Below are 16,804 nucleotides of genomic sequence, written 5' to 3' on the forward strand. Positions count from 1 at the left end.
TGACAGCGGAAAATAAGGGCCCTAGGTTCCCGGCCATGCGCTCGACCCCGCCTGCCGAGACGTTCCCGGCCCACACGCCGGCCGCCTCGCAGATCTTCACCACGGTTCTGTCCCAAGGGCCCCTCACCCGGCTGGAGGTGGCCCGGCGGGCCGGGCTGTCCGCGGCCGCCGTCACCAAGGCGGTCCGTCCGCTGCTGGCGGCCGGCTATCTGGTGGAGGCCGCCGACGAGGAGGCCCGCCCGGCCCTCGGACGGCCCGCGAGCCTGGTGCGTGTCGACGGCGGACGGGCGCTGTTCATCGGCGTCAAGGTGACCGGCGACGAGCTCATCGGCGTGCTGACCGACCTGTGCTGCCGTATCCGCCTCGCCCGGCGCGTCCCCCTGACGGACCGGGCGACCGAGGCGGTGCTGGCCCCGATGGCGGAGCTGGTGCGCGAACTGCTCTCCGAGGCCGAGGACTTCGGCGCCCCCGTCCTCGGCCTCGGTGTCGCCGTCTCCGGCGACGTCGACCGCACCGAAGGCGTCGTCCGCTATTCGCCCTTCCTCGACTGGCGGGACGTCCCCCTCGCCGAACTCGCCGCCAAGACCACGGGGTTGCCCGTCACCGTCGACAACGACGTACGCGCGCTGACCGTCGCCGAGCAGTGGTTCGGGGCCGGCGTGGGGCTGTCCGACTTCGCCGTGGTGACGGTCGGCGCGGGCATCGGCTGCGGCCTCGTGGTGCACGGCCGGGTGATCGCCGGTGCGCACGGTGTCGCCGGCGAGATCGGCCATGTAACCGTCGACCCGGCGGGGCCGCCCTGCCACTGCGGCAACCGCGGCTGTGTGGAGTCGATCGCGGGGGACGCCGCGATCGTCCGCCGGATCCGCGAGACCACGGGCATCGAGGTCGCCGACACCGCCGAGGCCGTGGCGCTGGCCCACCAAGGAGTCGCCGGAGCACGCGAGGCGTATGCCAGGGCGGGCGAGGCGATCGGCCGCGGCATCGCCACCGTGGCCAACCTCCTCGGCCCCGAACGGGTGATCATCTCCGGCGAGGGCCTGGCCGCCCACGACCTGTTCGCCGAGCAGATCCGCGACGCCTTCGCCGCGGCCGCCTTCGGTTCCGCCGCCGACTGCGACGTACAGACCCGCCCGCTTCCCTTCGAGGAATGGGCACGCGGGGCCGCGGCCACCGCGATCCAGTCCTTCATCACCCCCGACGACCCACGACCGAGCCGCTGAACCAACTCCCCCTGGAGGTACGACCCATGCGGTCATCCTCGTACTCCGTCATGCCCGCACGCACCCTGAGAGCCGTGGTGGTCCTGGCCCTCGCCGCCGGTGCCGTCACCGTCGCCCCCGCGGCCCGGGCCGAGACCACCGCGCCCGCTCAGGCCGCCAAACCCTATATGGGCTGGTCGAGTTGGAGCATGCAGTCGTCCAAGTACCCGGGCCTCAACCCGGACGGCGACTACAGCTACCTCACCGAGGCGAACGTCACCAAGCAGACCGACGCCCTGGCCGCCAAGCTGAAGAAGTACGGCTACGAGTACGTCAACATCGACGCCGGCTGGTGGCGCGACAACGCCTGGAAGCCCGAGTACGACCAGTACGGCCGCCAGAAGGCCGACCCGAAGCGCTTCCCCAGCGGTATGAAGGCCGTCGCCGACCGCATCCACGAGAAGGGCCTCAAGGCCGGCATCTACCTGCCCGCAGGTCTCGAGAAAGAGGCGTACGGCGACGGAAAGACGCCGATCTGGAACGCCGGCGACTGCACCACCGCCGACATCGTCTACTCCGACCTGCGCACCACCAACGGCTGGGACAGCTCCTACAAGCTCGACTTCTCCCGGCCCTGCACGCAGAAGTACATAGATTCCCAGGCTCAGTTGATCGCCGGCTGGGGCTACGACTTCCTCAAGCTCGACGGCGTCGGGCCCGGTTCCGGAAAGAGCGGCGACCAGTACGACAACGTTGCCGACGTGGCCGCCTGGAACAAGGCGATCGCCGACACCGGCCGCCCCATCCACCTCGAACTGTCCTGGTCCCTGGACATCGGCCATGCCGCCGACTGGAAGAAGTACTCGCAGGGCTGGCGCATCGACACCGACGTCGAGTGCTACTGCAACACCCTGGTCAGCTGGGAGAACTCCGTCGACGACCGCTGGGACGACGCCCCCGGGTGGACCCGCCACGCCGGCCCCGGCGGCTGGAACGACCTCGACTCCCTCGATGTCGGCAACGGCGCGATGGACGGCCTGACCAAGGCCGAACGGCAGAGCTACGCCACGCTGTGGGCCATCGCCAAGTCCCCGCTCTACACCGGCGACGACCTCACCCGCCTCGACTCCTACGGCCTGTCCCTCCTGACCAACAAGGAGGTCATCGCCGTCAACCAGGGCGACACACCGCCCGCACGCCCGGTCACCCCGTCCGACCCGCAGCAGGTGTGGGCCGCGAAGAACCCCGACGGCAGCTACACCGTGGCCCTGTTCAACCTCGCCGACAGCCCCGCCGCCGTCTCCGCGAACTGGGCCACCCTCGGCTTCACCGGCAAGGCCGCCGTCCGCGACCTGTGGAACCACGAGAACCTCGGCACCTACAAGGACAAGGTCACTCAGGCCCTGCCCGCCCACGGCTCCCGCCTGTTCACCGTCACCCCGCACGGCAGCGCGCTCGCCTTCACCGGCTACGAGGCCGAGTCACCGTCGAACACCCTCGCCGGCAACGCCTCCGTCGCCGACTGCTCAGCCTGCTCCGGCGGCAAGAAGGTCGGCAACCTCTACCTCGGCGGCAAGCTCACCTTCAACGACATCGTCGTCCCCAAGGCCGGCACCTACCAGGTGAAGATCTCCTACGTCAGCGGTGACGCCCGCTCCGTCGACATCTCCGCCGACGGCGGCGGCGCCACGCACCACAAGTTCCCCTCCACCGGCGACTGGGGAACGGCCGAAACCGTCAGCGTGCCGTTGACCCTCAAGGCCGGCTCCAACACGATCACCCTCGACAGCGGCAACAGCTACGCGCCGGACATCGACCGGATCGACGTGCCGAAGTCATCCTGAACGCCCCTCCAGGAGCCGCCATGAACACCGATCCGTCCCACCTGCTGCCCAGACGCAACCTGCTCGCCCTTGCCGCGACGACCGGAGCGGCCCTCGCCACCCTCCCGGCCTTCACCGCCTCCGCCGCACCTGCACGGCCCGACAACTCGGCCTCGTACGAGAGCAGTTCACAAGACACGCTCTGGTGGCAGACCCCCGCCGGCGACAAGTCCATGATCGAACAAGGGCTCCCCGTCGGCAACGGCCGCCTCGGCGCCCTCGCGAGCAACGACCCCGGCCGCGAACTCCTCCTCGTCACCGACGCCACGATGTGGACCGGCGGCCTCAACGACGAGCTGGACGCGGACGGCCAATTCCCCTACGAGCGCGACAACTTCGGCTCCTTCACGCTGCTCGGCCGGCTCACCGTCGACATCCCCGACCACGATCTCGGCGCCGTCTCCGGCTACCGCCGCACCCTCGACCTCGCCCGGGGCGTGGTGACCACGTCGTACGTCCGCTCCCGCGTGACCTACGAGCGGCAGATCTTCGCCAGCCGCCCCGACGACGTGATCGTCCTCCACTTCACCCAGAGCGGAGGCGGCCGCTACACCGGCACCGTCACCCTGGAGGGCATGCACGGCGAGGGCGCCTCGGTCGCGTTCGGTGCCGCGTTCCCCAACGGCCTGAAGTACGGAGCCGCCGTCACCGCGTACGGCACCGGCGGCCGCGTCACCGTGAGCGGCTCGCACATCGCCTTCGACGGGTGCAAGGACCTCACCGTGGTGGTGAGCGGCGGCACCAACTACGCGCCGGACGCGGCCAAGGGCTACCGCGACCCCTCCCTCGATCCCCGGAAGCTGGCCCGCACCAAGGTCCGCGACGCCGCCGCCCACTCGGCGGACACCCTGCTGCGCACCCATGTCGCCGACCATCGCGCCCTGTTCGGGAAGTTCGACATCTCGCTCGGCACGTCGTCCGCCGAGCAGCGCGCCCTGGACACCTGGGAACGGGTCAAGGCCCGGACCGGGAACGGCGATCCCGACCCCGAACTCGAAGCCGCCTACGTGCAGTTCGGCCGCTACCTGATGATCTCGGGCTCGCGCGGCAGCCTGCCACTCGGCCTCCAGGGACTGTGGCTCGACGGCAACGACCCGGCCTGGATGGGCGATTACCACACCGACATCAACATCCAGATGAACTACTGGATGGCCGACCGCGCGGGCCTGTCCCCGTGCTTCGACGCGTTCACCGACTACTGCGTCGCCCAGGTCCCCTCCTGGACCGACCTGACCCGCCGCCTGTTCAACGACTCCCGCAACCGCTACCGCAACTCCAGCGGCAAGAACGCCGGCTGGACCGTCGCCATCTCCACCAACCCCTACGGCGGAGGCGGCTGGTGGTGGCACCCCGCCGGCAACGCCTGGCTGTGCAACACCCTTTGGGAGCATTACGAGTTCACGCAGTCGCAGTCCCATCTGAAGAAGATCTACCCCCTCCTCAAGGGCGCCTGCGAGTTCTGGGAGGCACGGCTGCTCACCACCACCCTCCCGGGCACCTCCCGCGAGGTCCTGATCGCCGACAGCGACTGGTCGCCGGAACAGGGCCCGCTCGACGCCAAGGGCATCACGTACGCCCAGGAACTGGTGTGGTCGCTGTTCGGCCATTTCTGCACTGCGGCGGCCGAACTGAAGTGGGACAATACGTACGCGGCGACGATTTCTGGCCTCCGCAAACGGCTGTACCTTCCGCAGGTGAGCCCGAAGACCGGCTGGCTGGAGGAGTGGATGTCCCCGGACAACCTCGGTGAGACCACCCACCGGCACCTGTCCCCGCTCATCAACCTGTTCCCCGGCGACCGCATCCGCCCCGACGGCTCCACCCCGGCCGACATCGTGGCCGGCGCCACCGCCCTGCTCACCGCGCGCGGCATGGAGAGCTTCGGCTGGGCCAACGCCTGGCGCAGCCTGTGCTGGGCCCGCCTGAAGAACGCCGACAAGGCGTACCAGCTGCTCGTCAACAACCTCCGCCCCTCGACCGACGGCAGCAACGGCACCGCCGCCAACCTCTTCGACATCTACGAACTGGGAGAGGGCAACGGCGTCTTCCAGATCGACGCCAACTTCGGCACACCGGCGGCCGTGATCGAGATGCTCCTGTACTCCCGCCCGGGCCACGTGGAACTGCTGCCGGCGCTGCCGGACGCCTGGGCGAAGTCGGGCTCGGTGAAGGGCATCGGGGCCCGTGGCGGCTTCGTCGTCGACCTGAGCTGGCGGGACGGGAAACCGACAGAGGTGCGGATCCGCAGCGTGGGCGGCCGCACCACGACGGTGGCCCACGGTGACGCCTCACGGTCCGTGACCCTCGAACCCGGCGGCTCCGTCACGCTGAAGGACCTCGGCCGGTGAGGGCGCGCTTCGCGCGAGCAGGCCGGCTCGGCGCCCTTCTGCTGCTGGCCGGTGCCGTCCAGGCCACGCCCGTGCAGGCGTCCGACGACCACCCCGAGTTCGCCGTTCTGGGAGCGCCCGCGGACCATCGCGAGATCGTCACCTGGGGCGCGAGCGCCGACCGTATGGACAACGCGGTGGCCGACCGCGGCTACCGGCTCGTCGTCCACACCAGCGCGGCGGGCAGCGACCTGCGGATCCGGCTCTCCAACGCCTTCGGGGACCGGCCGGTGACCTTCGACAGCGCCTACGCCGGCATCCAGCAGGACGGCGCCGCACTGGTCCCCGGCAGCAACCGCCGGCTGACCTTCGCCGGAGCCCGCTCCGTCACCGTCCCCGCGGGCGCCACCGCCCTCAGCGACCCCCTGCCCGGCAGACTCCCGGCCGCGAGCAATCTGGTGGTCAGCATCCACTCACCGGACGCGGCGGGCCCCGCGACCGGACACTGGATGGCCATGCAGACGTCCTACGCGACCGAGGGCGACCACACCGCCGAGGAGAGCGCCGCGAACTGGACGGAGCCGATCGGCTCCTGGTTCTACCTGGACGCCGTCGCCGTACGCCCGCCCGCGGGCACCGGAGCGGTCGTGGCCCTCGGCGACTCCATCACCGACGGCTGGCAGTCCACCACCGACCTCGACCGCCGCTGGCCCGACTACCTCGCCCGCCGGCTGCAGTCCGCCGGCACCCACGTCAAAGGCGTCGCGAACGAGGGGATCTCAGGCAACAAGGTCCTGGCGGACGGCGGCGGTCAGAGCGCCCTGAAGCGCCTGCAGCGCGACGTCCTCTCCCAGCCGGGCGTCCGCACCGTCTTCCTCTTCGAGGGCGTCAACGACATCAAGGCCCACACGGGCGTCACCGCCCAGGACCTGATCGCCGGCTACCGCGAGGTGGCCGAGCGGGTCCACGCGGCCGGCAAGTGCGTCGTCGGCGCGACCGTCGCCCCGTTCAAGGGCTGGTCGGAATGGGACCAGGCCGGCGAGACGGTACGCCAGGAGGTGAACGAATTCATCCGCGACAGCGGGGAGTTCGACGCCGTCACCGACTTCGACCACATCCTGCGCAGCCCCTACGACCCCGAGCGCATGCTTCCCGTCTTCGACGGCGGCGACCATCTGCACCCGGGCGACAAGGGCATGCAGGCCATGGCCGACGCCGTCGACCTCAAGAGCCTCGACTGTGCCGCCCCGCATCCCGGCGACTGAGGTCAGCCCGATGCCGTCGGTTCCGGTGCGATCAGCCCCTCCCGATACGCGATCGCCACCGCCTCCGTACGGCTCGAAGCGCCCAGCTTCGCCAGGATGTTGGAGACGTGGACGCTCGCCGTCTTGCCGGTGATGAACAGCTCCTCGCCGATCTGCCGGTTGCTGCGGCCGCGGGCGAGGAGCCGCAGTACGTCCTGCTCGCGGGCGGTGAGTGGCGAGGTGCGCTCCCCGTCCGACGGGGCGTGGGCGAGGCGGCCGCGGCGCACCAGGCCGTCGATCCGCTCCAGCAGGGGCGCCGCACCGAGCCGCTCGGCCACGGTTCTCGCCTCGCGCGCCTGCGTGGCCGCCTCCTCGCGCCGCTCGGCCACCAACAGGGCTTCGGCGAACCGCACTTGGCAGCGGACCCGCTCGTACACATCCCCGAAGTCGAACGCGGTCACCGCCTTCTCCCAGGCCGCCGCGTCCGGCCCGGACACCGCCCGCACCCACTCCGCCTCGGCGCGGGCCAGCCAGGCCAGCCCCTCGGGGCCCTGCGGGGTGCCGCCCTTACCGCGCCGGGCCGTCTGGCGGGCCAGCTCGACCAGTTCGTCCGCGGTGTCCTTCCAGCGGTGCGACTCGCCGCCCGCCGAGCGCAGCTCCACGGCCGCGTCGGCCACGGCCGACAGGGCGAGCGCCGCGAGCCTGACCGAGGAGTCGGGGCGGTGCCCGGCGTCGTCCGTCAGCGCGCCGACCGTGGCGCGTGTCCGCTCCACCGCCGCCTCCGGCTCACCCCGCAGCACGGCGGCCTCGGTCAGCGCGATACCTGCGACCAGCGTGGCCATCCAGTCGAAGGGCCCCTCCAGCAGACCCCGGGCCCGCTCGACGGCACTCAGGTCGCCCCGGGCCAGCGCCACGTACAGCACGGGCCCCATCGCATAGCCACCCGCCGACGGCAGCACGGCCGCATCGGCAGCCGCGGCCCGGACACACTCGTCCCAGCGGCCCAGCGTGTACAGCACCAGCAGATGCAGATAGCGGATCTCCAGCGGATACGGCGACGACAGCAGCCCCGCCCGGCGGGCGCGGTCCAGGCCCTCGGTCACCCACGGCAGACAGCCCTCGAGGTCGCCGGACTCGAAGCAGCCGACGGCGAGGTTGAACAGGGCGCGCATCTCCACCGGCGCGTTTCCCGCCTGCCGGGCCAGTTCCCGGGCCTCCTTGAGCCGCTCACGGCCCTCGGCGGTGCGCCGCCCGCCGCCGTCCAGGATGGCCAGCGAGACCAGGAGGTCGGCCTGCGCGTCCAGCACCCGCAGCTGCTCGGCGACGCGCAGGGCCTGATGGGCGACCCGCAGCGCCGTCTCGTTCTCCCCGATGTGGCGTGCCGCTATGACATGCGTGGCCGCCGCCCACACCCAGGTCCTGGTCGGCGGCTCGGCCGGGATCATGGCCAGCGCCTCGCTGCTGTAGGCGAACGCGGCCGTCAGGCTGTCGACGCCCATCAGATTGCCGGCCAGCGTGTACCGGACCCGGGCGGCGAGTTCGGAGTCCGTGTCCTGGCCGATGCTCGCGAGCGCGGCCCGGGTGAGGGACACCGCCCGGTGCGAGTCACCGGCATGGGCGGCCGCCGCCGAGGCGCGCAGCGTGAGCGTCACCCGGTCGACTCCGTCGCCCGAGGGGCGGGCCGCCGCATCCACCGACGCCCACAGGTCGAGCGCGGTCTCGAGGTGCCGTAGCTCCTCGGCGGGCGCGCCCACCCGGTCGGCGTGCCCGGCAGCCTCCAGCGAGGCGGACAGGGCCTCGGCCAGGTCATGGCTCTCGCGGTAGTGGTGCGCGCGCTCCGCGGCGCTCTCGCCGGGGTGCCCGCGCCCGGTGAGCAGCCGGGCGAACGCGCCGTGCAGCCGCGCCCGTTCCCCCGGCAGCAGATCCGCGTACACCGCCTCCCTGGCCAGAGCGTGCCGGAAGGCGTAGGTGTCGGCGGCGGCGGGGATCAGGAGCTGTCGGCCGATCGCCTCGCGCAGCGCCGCCTCCAGCTCGTCCTCGGGGAGCCCGACCGCGTCACGCAGCAGGTCGTGCTCCACGCGCCGCCCGGCGACGGCAGCCGTGCGCAGCACCTGCTGGGCGGTGTCGGACAGCTGCTCGATGCGGATGAGGAGGACGTCGGCAAGGCCGCTCGGCACGCCACCCGCCTCCGTGTCCGTGGCCGCGAGCAGCTCCTCCGCGTAGAAGGCGTTGCCCTCGGCGCGCTCGACGATGCCGCGGACCGTGGCCTCCGGGAGCGGACGGTCCTGCAGCGCGTGCACCAGCCGGGTCACCTCGGCGTCGGCCATGGGCCGCAGCTCCAGGCGCTCGACGGCGGGCAGTCGCACCAGCTCGGCGAGGAGGGGGCGCAGGGGGTGGCGGCGGTGCAGGTCGTCCGCACGGTACGAGGCGAACACCGCCAGCCGGTGCGTCGGCGCACCGCCCGCGGGCCGCTGCAGAATCCCGCGGCTGAGCAGGAACCGCAGCAGGTCCCGTGAGGACTGGTCGGCCCAGTGCAGGTCCTCCAGGACCAGCAGCAGCGGAGCGATCTCCGACAGATCGGCCAGCAGCCCCGCCATGCCCTCGAACAGCCGCAGCCGCCCTCCCACGTCCCGCGCGGCGTCCGTGCCCGCACCCAGCAACCGGTCCACCACCGGGTGCGCGGCCAGGGCGTCCGCGAACCGCTCGTCGGCGGCCAGCACCCCCAGCACCTCGGTGAACGGCAGATAGGGCAGCCCGACATCACCGAGGTCGACGCAGTGACCGGTGAGGACCGTCATCCCGGCCCGGGCGGCCCGCCCGGCGACCTCGTCCAGCAGCCGGGTCTTGCCCACGCCGGCGTCCCCGGCGAGCAGCACGGCCCGGGCCTCGCCGCCCCGGGCACGCTCCAGCATCGCGGCGAGTCGGGCGATCTCGTCGTCCCGGCCGATCAGCGGGGTGGTGAACAGGGTCTGGGGCACGGATCCATCCTGGCACGCGGCACTGACAACATGGCCTGCGAACAGGAGAGGTCAGGGCCTCAGCGCAATGTCTCCGCCCAGTTCGCCGGCACTCGCCCCGCCGGTCCCGGTGCGGGCTGATCGGCGGGATGGCTCGCCGGGGGCGCGAGGTCGGGCCCGGCCTCGTACATCTCGTTGGTGTCGAAGTTCCAGAACCAGCGCTCGCCCGGCTCGAAACTGCGGATCACCGGATGGCCGGTGTCACGGTAGTGCGCGGTGGCGTGCTTGGCGGGCGAGTCGTCGCAGCAGCCGACGTGCCCGCACTGCGCGCAGCGCCGCAGATGGAACCACCAGCCGCCGACCGCGTCGCAGTCGACGCATCCGGCGCCGCTCGGCGGGACGCTGGTGTCGATTCCGTTGTCGCTGGTCATGCCGGCTCCTCGGAGGTCTCGTCGTCCGTGGCGGTGAGCGGGAGGAGGACCTGGAAACGGGTGTCCCCGGGCTCGGACTCGACCTGGAGCGTTCCGTGGTGCTTGTTGACGACGATCCGCCAGGAGATGTCCAGACCGAGCCCGGTGCCCTCGCCCACCGGCTTGGTGGTGAAGAACGGGTCGAAGATGCGGCCGCGGATGTCGTTCGGCACGCCGGGCCCGGTGTCGCGGAACTCCACCAGCAACCGGTCGTGCTCCAGCGCCGTCCGCACCGTCAACGTGCCTTCCCCGCCTGTGCTGTTGATGGCGGAGACCGCGTTGTCGATCAGGTTGGTCCACACCTGGTTGAGCTCCGCCGGGTAGGCCGGGATCTTCGGCAGGGTGCGGTCGTAGTCCTTGACGACCTCGATCCGTGAGCCGATCTTGCCGGAGAGCATCAGCAGGGTGCTGTCGAGGAGTTCGTGGACGTCGGCGTGCTGGTAGGGGGCGCGGTCCAGCTGCGAGTACTGCTTGGCCGCGTCGACGAGGTGGGAGATGCGGGTGGTCGAGTCGTTGATCTCGTCCATCAACAGCTCGGTCTCGACGGTGTAGTTGAGCCAGCCGATGGCGTTCGGCAGGATCTCCTCGTCCACGGCCGCCGCGATCTGGTCCAGCCAGTCCACGTCGAGGCCGGCCTGTACGAAGGTGGGCGCGATCCGCCAGCCCTCCGGGATGTCGTGGTCGTCGAGCCAGTCGGTGACGGTGTCCTCGCGGTCGGAGGCCTCGAGCGGGCTCAACGTGGGCGCCTTGGCGACGCGTTCGGCGGTGCGTTCCTGGATGTCGATGAGGTTCGCCATGACCTCGGGGGAGTAGGAGCCCTGGGCGATGATCGCGAGCTTGTGCCGCATCTTGCCCACGCGCTCCCGCAGCGTCGCGGTCGCCCGGACGGCCGCCGCGGCGGGGTTGTTGAGCTCATGGGTGAGGCCCGCCGACAACGAGCCGAGCGCCAGCAGCCGTTCCCGCTGCCCGATGGCCCGCTGGGTGTTCTTCGAACCGAAGAACAGTCCCTCCAGCAGATGCACCGCCATCGGGAACCACTCCTGCATGAACTCCGCGAAGGTGTCCGCGGGCAGCACGAAGAACCGCGACGTCTCCGTCACCCGCATCGAGTTGTTGTAGACCTGCCGCACCCGGTCGCCCAGATAGGCCTGCATGGACCCCGAGTACACCCCGCGCTGGGAGGTCCGGTTGACCTCCACGTCGTCGCCGCCGACCCGGCGGGACAGCACGACCGTGCCCTCGACCATCACGTAGAAGCAGGTGGCGGGCTCACCTTCGACATAGACCGGCCCGGGCTCGAACTGCTCCACCCGGCCCGCCGCGCACAACTGACCCAGCTGCTCGGGGGACAGCTTCTCGAACAGGAACAGCGATCCGACCTCCTGCGGGCTGCAGGGCACCACCTGCCCGTTCACGACTGCTCCAGATACCGGTGGACGAGCATCACGGCCATGGCTCCCTCTCCGACGGCGGACGCGACGCGCTTGGCGGACTCGGCGCGCGCGTCGCCCGCCACGAACACGCCGGGAATGTTGGTCTCCAAGTGGTACGGCGGCCGGTCCAGCTCCCAGTCCGCCGGCGGCCGCCCGTCGTCGGTCAGGTCGGGCCCGGCCAGGATGAACCCATGCTCGTCCCGCAGCACCGTGCCGTCGAGCCACTGGGTCAGCGGGGCCGCGCCGATGAACACGAACATCCACTGGGCGTCGACGAGTTCGGTCTGCCCGCTGTCCACGTCGCGCAGGGTGAGCTGCTCCAGGTGGTCGGAGCCGTGCGCGGACTCGACGACCGTGCGGGCGCGCACCGAGATGTTGGGCGCCTCGTTGATCTGCTGGATCAGGTAGTACGACATCGACGCGGACAGGTCCTGCCCGCGCACCAGCAACGTGACCGACTTGGCACCCCGGGCCAGGTACATCGCCGCCTGCCCGGCCGAGTTGGCGCCGCCGACGATGTACACGTCGTGCCCCTGGCAGGAGGCCGCCTCGGTCAGCGCCGAGCCGTAGTACACCCCGCAGCCGGTCAGGTCGTGGCAACCCGGAGCCTCCAGCTGCCGGTACGACACGCCGGTCGCGAGGATCACGCTGTGCGCGGCGACCGCCGAGCCGTCCGAGAACCGCACCGTCCGCGCGGCCCCGTTGGCCTCGAGCCCCGTCACCTGGCGCGCGGTGAGGATCTCGGCGCCGAACCGCGCCGCCTGCCGCCGCGCCCGGTCGGTGAGCTGCGCCCCCGACACGCCGTCCGGGAAGCCGAGGTAGTTCTCGATCCGCGAGCTCTGGCCCGCCTGCCCTCCGGTCGCCGACCGCTCCACGAGGACGGTCCGCAAGCCCTCCGACGCCCCGTACACCGCGGCACCGAGCCCGGCGGGCCCGCCGCCGATGACGACGAGGTCGTAGAAGTCCGCCGCCGGCGTCGTCGCCAAACCCACCTGCGCGGCCAGCTCGGGAGCCTCCGGCTCGACCAGGGGCGTCCCGTCCGGGGTGATCACGAGCGGCAGCCGCTGCCCGTCCTGCCCGGCCGCCGCCAGCAGCCGCTTGCCCTCCGGCTCGTCCGCCGAGTACCAGCGGTACGGCACCTGATTGCGCGCCAGGAACTCCCGTACGTCCGAGGAGCGCGCCGACCAGCGGTGCCCGACCACCTTGGTACTGGGCACTGGCCGGAAGTCGCTGCAGCGCCAGGCCTCCAGCAGGTCGTCCAGGACGGGGTAGAGCTTCTCCTCGGGCGGGTCCCAGGGCTTGAGCAGGTAGTGGTCCAGGTCGACGACGTTGATCGCGTCGATCGCCGCGCTGGTGTCCGCGTACGCGGTCAGCAGCACCCGCCGGGCGCCCGGGTACACGTCCAGGGCCTGTTCGAGGAACTCGATGCCGTTCATCTGCGGCATGCGGTAGTCGGCCAGGATCACGGCCACCAGGTCACCGCGCAGCTTCAGCTCCCGCAGCGCGTCCAGAGCGGACTCGCCGGACTCCGCGCGCACGATCCGGTACGACTCGCCGTAGCGTCGTCGCAGGTCACGGGCGACGGCTCGGGACACTCCCGGGTCGTCGTCCACGGTCAGGATGACGGTCCGCGCTGCGTCGGACGCCTGTGCCATACGTCTCCCACCCCGAGAGAGCTCGGAATCAGGGCACGGCGTCCCCGTCGTCACCGCGCCGGTCCCGCCCATCGTATGTTCGATGGTCCCGCTTCGCTCCGTTATACGAGGGGCCGCCACACGCAGCTGTACGAGGGGCCGCCGCACTCAGCCGCGCCGCGAACCGAGCACGCAGAACTCGTTGCCCTCCGGATCGGCCAGCGTCACCCACGTCTGCTCACCCTGGCCGACATCAGCGTGCCGCGCGCCGAGCGCGAGGAGCCGGGCGACCTCCGCGTCCCGGTCGTCCGGGCGGAAGTCCAGGTGGAGGCGGTTCTTGACGGTCTTGCCCTCCGGTACCGGGACGAAGATCAGGCCCGGCAGGCGGTCCTTCTCGGGCCGGATCTCGTACTCGTCGGCCGCGTCGGCGACCACGACCCAGCCGAGCGCCCGGGCCCACCACTGTCCCAGCACAAGGGGGTCGGCCGCATCGACGACTACTTGCTCCCATTCCAAGGCCATCAGGCGAGCGTAGTGAACACTGGGCCCGAAGGACGTGACCACGACGCTGGGAGGCAGTCGCATGACGCGCCCGATCACCGCAGGGGTCGACGGAACCGAGGAGAGCTTCGCCGCGCTGGACTGGGCAGCAAGGGAGGCGGTCCGCCGGGGGCTGCCGCTGCGCGTGGTGCAGGCGTGGCGCTTCCAGCCGTACGAGGCGATCGACGCGGCCGACCGGGACACGCAGGCCGGATGGGTGCGGGACGCGCTGGCCGAGGCCGCTCGGAGTGTCACCGGGCGCCATCCGCACCTCGACGTGGCCACCGATGTCGTGGGGGGCGAGACGGTCGACACGCTGGCCTCCGCGGCCGCGGAGGCCGAGATGCTGGTGCTGGGCTCGCGCGGGCACGGGCGGGTCGTCGGCTTCCTGCTCGGCTCCGTGGGCCAGCAGGTCATCGCCGAGACCACGCGGCCGGTGGTCCTCGTGCGCGCCGGCGACCAGCCGACGACCGAGGCCGCCGGCCGTGAGGTCGTCGTCGGTCAGCAGGGCGAACCGGACGACAGCGCCGACACGCTGCGCTTCGCGTTCGAGACGGCGGCCGCCCGCGGCGCGACCGTGCGCGCGGTGCGGGCCTGGACGCTGCCGCCGGTGTTCGCCTACAGCCCGGGTTCGATGCGCCTGCTGGACGAGGCCGGTGGCCTGGAGCCGTTCGAGAAGAAGGCTCTCGCCGCAGCACTGCAGCCGTGGCGGGAGCGCTTTCCCGACGTGCCCGTGGTCGAGCACGTGGAGATCGGCAGCGCGGGCCAGGTGCTGCTGTCGATGGCCGGGCGGGCCCAGCTGATGGTCGTCGGCCGGCGCGCGCACCGCACGGCCGTGGGCGCGCGCATCGGGTCGGTGGCACACGGGGTCCTGCACCACGCGGACTGCCCGGTGGCCGTGGTCCCGCACGCCTGAGTCACTCGGCGGAGGTGGGCTGCAGCGTCTCGCGTGCCGTCGGCAGGATGTTCTTGATGTAGTCGTCCACCGCCGTGTCCAGCCCGATGTCCTGCTGGGCCCGCTCGGACAGGTACCAGCGGTGCTCGAGCAGCTCGTGGTAGATCTCCGCAGGGTCCATCGTGCCGCGCAGTTCGAGGGGTACGGCACGCACGGTGGGCCGGAAGACGTCCCGTACCCAGCGGTGGGCCAGCACTTCGGGGCGGGCCGCGAGAGGGTCGCCGGGCGTGTAGTCGTCCTGGGTGGCCATCCAGCTCTCCAGGTCGTTGAGGAGCCGCCGGGCCTGGTTCTCCTCGGCGTCCAGGCCGGTCAGGCGCAGCAGTTGACGCTGGTGGTGGCCGGCGTCGACGACCTTGGGCACGAAGGTGACGGTGTCGCCGTTGGAGGAGTGCTGGATCTGCATCTCGGCCACGTCGAAGCCGAGTTCGTTGAGGCGGCGGATCCGGCGCTCGATGTAGTGGTACTTGCCCGCCGGGTAGACGGAGGTGCGGGTCAGCTCCTCCCACAGCCCCCGGTAGCGGGCGCAGATCTCCATGCCGAACTCGATCGGGTCCACGGACGGGTGCAGCGCCCCGGACGCCTCCAGGTCCAGGAGCTCGCCGCTGATGTTCACCCGGGCGAGATCGAGGTCGTACTCACGCTGCCCGCCGCTGAGTTGGGGATGCAGGTCGCCCGTCTCGGCGTCCACGAGGTAGGCGGCGTACGCGCCCGCATCGCGCCGGAAGAGGGTGTTGGACAGCGAGCAGTCGCCCCAGGCGAACCCGGCGAGGTGCAGACGCACCAGCAGCACCGCCAGCGCGTCCATGAGGCGGTGCATGGTGGCCGGGCGCATCGTCGTCTCGAACATCGAACGGTACGGCTGCGAGCCGCGCAGATGCCGGGTGATCAGCACCGGCTCCAGCGGTTCGCCCTCCTCGTTGGTACGTCCGGTGAGCACGGCCAGCGGGTCCACCGCGGGGATGCCGAGCCGGTCCAGATCGCGCAGCAGCTCGTACTCGCGCAGCGCGGGCCGTTCGGCGAGCTCCTTGACGGCGATCACCTCGTCACCGGCGCGGGAATAGCGCACGACGTGGCGGGATATGCCGCGGGGGAGCGGGACCAGGTACTCGTCGGGCCACTCCTCCAGGGGCAGCTGCCAGGGCAGGGCCAGCAGGAGCGCGGGGTGCTCCGGGTTCGTCGCGCTGATCTGCAGTGCCATGGCTCGCGTGTCCTTGCCTCGCGGGTGATCGTCACCTCACCTTAGAGGGCGCGCTCCCTGGCCTGAAGTGCCGCTTCACGTACTGGACCGCGGTGTGCGGGCCCGTGCCCGGGCAGCAGCAGATCGCCGTCGAGACCGGCCAGTACGTCCAGCGAGGTCACGGCGCGGGCGCGCTCGTGGTGGAACATGGCGGGCAGCAGCTGCGGCCCCTGGATCCGCGAGGTGGGATGGCCGCTGACCAGGGCGTCACCCGAGATCAGGACTCCGGCGTCCGGCAGGTGGAAGGCCGCGTGCCCGTCGGTGTGGCCGGGTGTGTGCACCGGAACGGGCCGGCCGGGCAGGTCCAGCGGGCCCGCCGTGGGGAACGGCTCCGGAGCGGCGACCGGCACATGGGCCGTGCCGCCGGAGCGCAGGGCGTGCACCGACCAGGGCAGGACGCCGGGCCGCCAGCCGTTCTTCAGGACCTGCCCGATGGTGACCTGGTGCAGGAACTCCCGGCGCGCGTGCGGCACTTCGGCCTCGTGGAGATACACGGGCGTGCCATAGGTGCTGCGCAGGTACTCGGCGGAACCCAGGTGGTCGTTGTGGGCGTGCGTGATCAGCACCGCCGCGACCGCCTCCGGTGAACCGCCCACCGCCGCCAGGGACGCGAGCACCTGCTCCCGGTCCGCGGGGTAGCCGGTGTCGATCAGGGTGATCTCCTCGCCCTCCGTGAGGATCACCCAGTTGGTGTTGCTGCCGTGCACGAGGTGAATACCCTCGGCGACTTGCTGCACATCTGCCTGCATGATTGCCCCGAGTCCAGAGGTCCTGACCGAAAGCACCAGCAAACCAGACCCGACCCGCACCGGAAGCGGCGGGTCCGCGCCAATCTGCGAGTTCAGCAGGTTTCTTGCGAGGAGCCCCGGGCGTTTGCGCCTGGGAGTCCTCGCGTCCTGAGTCTGGTGGCGCGGAGCGCTGC

The 16,804-nt window shown here is 71.6% G+C and carries 12 protein-coding genes; 5 read left to right on the forward strand and 7 right to left on the reverse strand.

The window, feature by feature from the left end:
- The first annotated feature begins 35 nt into the window (after positions 1-35).
- From OG303_RS46390 to OG303_RS46405, 4 genes are read left to right on the forward strand one after another with little or no spacing between them, the layout of a single operon-like run.
- On the forward strand, positions 36-1,223 hold the full coding sequence (locus tag OG303_RS46390; RefSeq protein ID WP_405876067.1) for an ROK family protein: 1,188 nt from the start codon (positions 36-38) through the stop codon (positions 1,221-1,223).
- 26 nt (positions 1,224-1,249) lie between these two features.
- A complete protein-coding gene (locus OG303_RS46395; protein WP_405876068.1) occupies positions 1,250-3,046 on the forward strand; it encodes an alpha-galactosidase D in 1,797 nt (598 codons plus the stop codon).
- 20 nt (positions 3,047-3,066) lie between these two features.
- On the forward strand, positions 3,067-5,433 hold the full coding sequence (locus OG303_RS46400; protein ID WP_405876069.1) for a glycosyl hydrolase family 95 catalytic domain-containing protein: 2,367 nt from the start codon (positions 3,067-3,069) through the stop codon (positions 5,431-5,433).
- Complete coding sequence (locus OG303_RS46405; protein ID WP_405876070.1) at positions 5,430-6,677, forward strand: SGNH/GDSL hydrolase family protein; 1,248 nt, start codon at positions 5,430-5,432, stop codon at positions 6,675-6,677. Before OG303_RS46400 ends, OG303_RS46405 begins: the two co-directional genes overlap by 4 nt.
- Positions 6,678-6,679: 2 nt before the next feature.
- Here OG303_RS46405 and OG303_RS46410 read toward each other — a convergent pair whose 3' ends face one another.
- The 5 genes from OG303_RS46410 to OG303_RS46430 all read right to left on the reverse strand — a co-directional run bounded on the left by OG303_RS46410 (position 6,680) and on the right by OG303_RS46430 (position 13,672).
- A complete protein-coding gene (locus OG303_RS46410) occupies positions 6,680-9,634 on the reverse strand; it encodes an AAA family ATPase (RefSeq protein WP_405876071.1) in 2,955 nt (984 codons plus the stop codon).
- Between the two features lie 59 nt (positions 9,635-9,693).
- Positions 9,694-10,044 carry a UBP-type zinc finger domain-containing protein gene (locus OG303_RS46415; protein WP_405876072.1) on the reverse strand — a complete coding sequence of 117 codons (351 nt, stop codon included), beginning with the start codon at positions 10,042-10,044 and terminating at the stop codon, positions 9,694-9,696.
- A complete protein-coding gene (locus OG303_RS46420; RefSeq protein ID WP_405876073.1) occupies positions 10,041-11,498 on the reverse strand; it encodes an ATP-binding protein in 1,458 nt (485 codons plus the stop codon). Before OG303_RS46420 ends, OG303_RS46415 begins: the two co-directional genes overlap by 4 nt.
- On the reverse strand, positions 11,495-13,171 hold the full coding sequence (locus OG303_RS46425) for an FAD-dependent oxidoreductase (RefSeq protein WP_405876074.1): 1,677 nt from the start codon (positions 13,169-13,171) through the stop codon (positions 11,495-11,497). Before OG303_RS46425 ends, OG303_RS46420 begins: the two co-directional genes overlap by 4 nt.
- 147 nt (positions 13,172-13,318) lie before the next feature.
- Positions 13,319-13,672, reverse strand: coding sequence for a VOC family protein (locus OG303_RS46430; RefSeq protein WP_405876075.1), 354 nt, complete (start codon positions 13,670-13,672; stop codon positions 13,319-13,321).
- 61 nt (positions 13,673-13,733) lie between these two features.
- Between OG303_RS46430 and OG303_RS46435 the strand changes: the two genes are divergently transcribed.
- Positions 13,734-14,606, forward strand: coding sequence for a universal stress protein (locus tag OG303_RS46435; RefSeq protein ID WP_405876076.1), 873 nt, complete (start codon positions 13,734-13,736; stop codon positions 14,604-14,606).
- Between the two features lies 1 nt (position 14,607).
- Here the strand turns inward: OG303_RS46435 and OG303_RS46440 are convergent, their stop codons facing one another.
- Together OG303_RS46440 and OG303_RS46445 are read right to left on the reverse strand one after the other, a co-directional pair.
- Complete coding sequence (locus OG303_RS46440; RefSeq protein ID WP_405876077.1) at positions 14,608-15,843, reverse strand: DUF4032 domain-containing protein; 1,236 nt, start codon at positions 15,841-15,843, stop codon at positions 14,608-14,610.
- Between the two features lie 41 nt (positions 15,844-15,884).
- On the reverse strand, positions 15,885-16,631 hold the full coding sequence (locus tag OG303_RS46445; protein WP_405876078.1) for an MBL fold metallo-hydrolase: 747 nt from the start codon (positions 16,629-16,631) through the stop codon (positions 15,885-15,887).
- Positions 16,632-16,804: the final 173 nt, after the last annotated feature.

This window comes from Streptomyces sp. NBC_00005, from assembly GCF_045160215.1.
Classification (GTDB): domain Bacteria; phylum Actinomycetota; class Actinomycetes; order Streptomycetales; family Streptomycetaceae; genus Streptomyces.

What these genes read in the sequence shown, in the direction of transcription:
- OG303_RS46435 (WP_405876076.1), top strand. Translation starts at nt 13,734, where the DNA reads ATGACGCGCCCGATCACCGCAGGGGTCGACGGAACCGAGGAGAGCTTC.
- OG303_RS46415 (WP_405876072.1), bottom strand. Translation starts at nt 10,044, where the DNA reads ATGACCAGCGACAACGGAATCGACACCAGCGTCCCGCCGAGCGGCGCC.
- OG303_RS46425 (WP_405876074.1), bottom strand. Translation starts at nt 13,171, where the DNA reads ATGGCACAGGCGTCCGACGCAGCGCGGACCGTCATCCTGACCGTGGAC.
- OG303_RS46395 (WP_405876068.1), top strand. Translation starts at nt 1,250, where the DNA reads ATGCGGTCATCCTCGTACTCCGTCATGCCCGCACGCACCCTGAGAGCC.
- OG303_RS46390 (WP_405876067.1), top strand. Translation starts at nt 36, where the DNA reads ATGCGCTCGACCCCGCCTGCCGAGACGTTCCCGGCCCACACGCCGGCC.
- OG303_RS46445 (WP_405876078.1), bottom strand. Translation starts at nt 16,631, where the DNA reads ATGCAGGCAGATGTGCAGCAAGTCGCCGAGGGTATTCACCTCGTGCAC.
- OG303_RS46400 (WP_405876069.1), top strand. Translation starts at nt 3,067, where the DNA reads ATGAACACCGATCCGTCCCACCTGCTGCCCAGACGCAACCTGCTCGCC.
- OG303_RS46440 (WP_405876077.1), bottom strand. Translation starts at nt 15,843, where the DNA reads ATGGCACTGCAGATCAGCGCGACGAACCCGGAGCACCCCGCGCTCCTG.
- OG303_RS46430 (WP_405876075.1), bottom strand. Translation starts at nt 13,672, where the DNA reads ATGGCCTTGGAATGGGAGCAAGTAGTCGTCGATGCGGCCGACCCCCTT.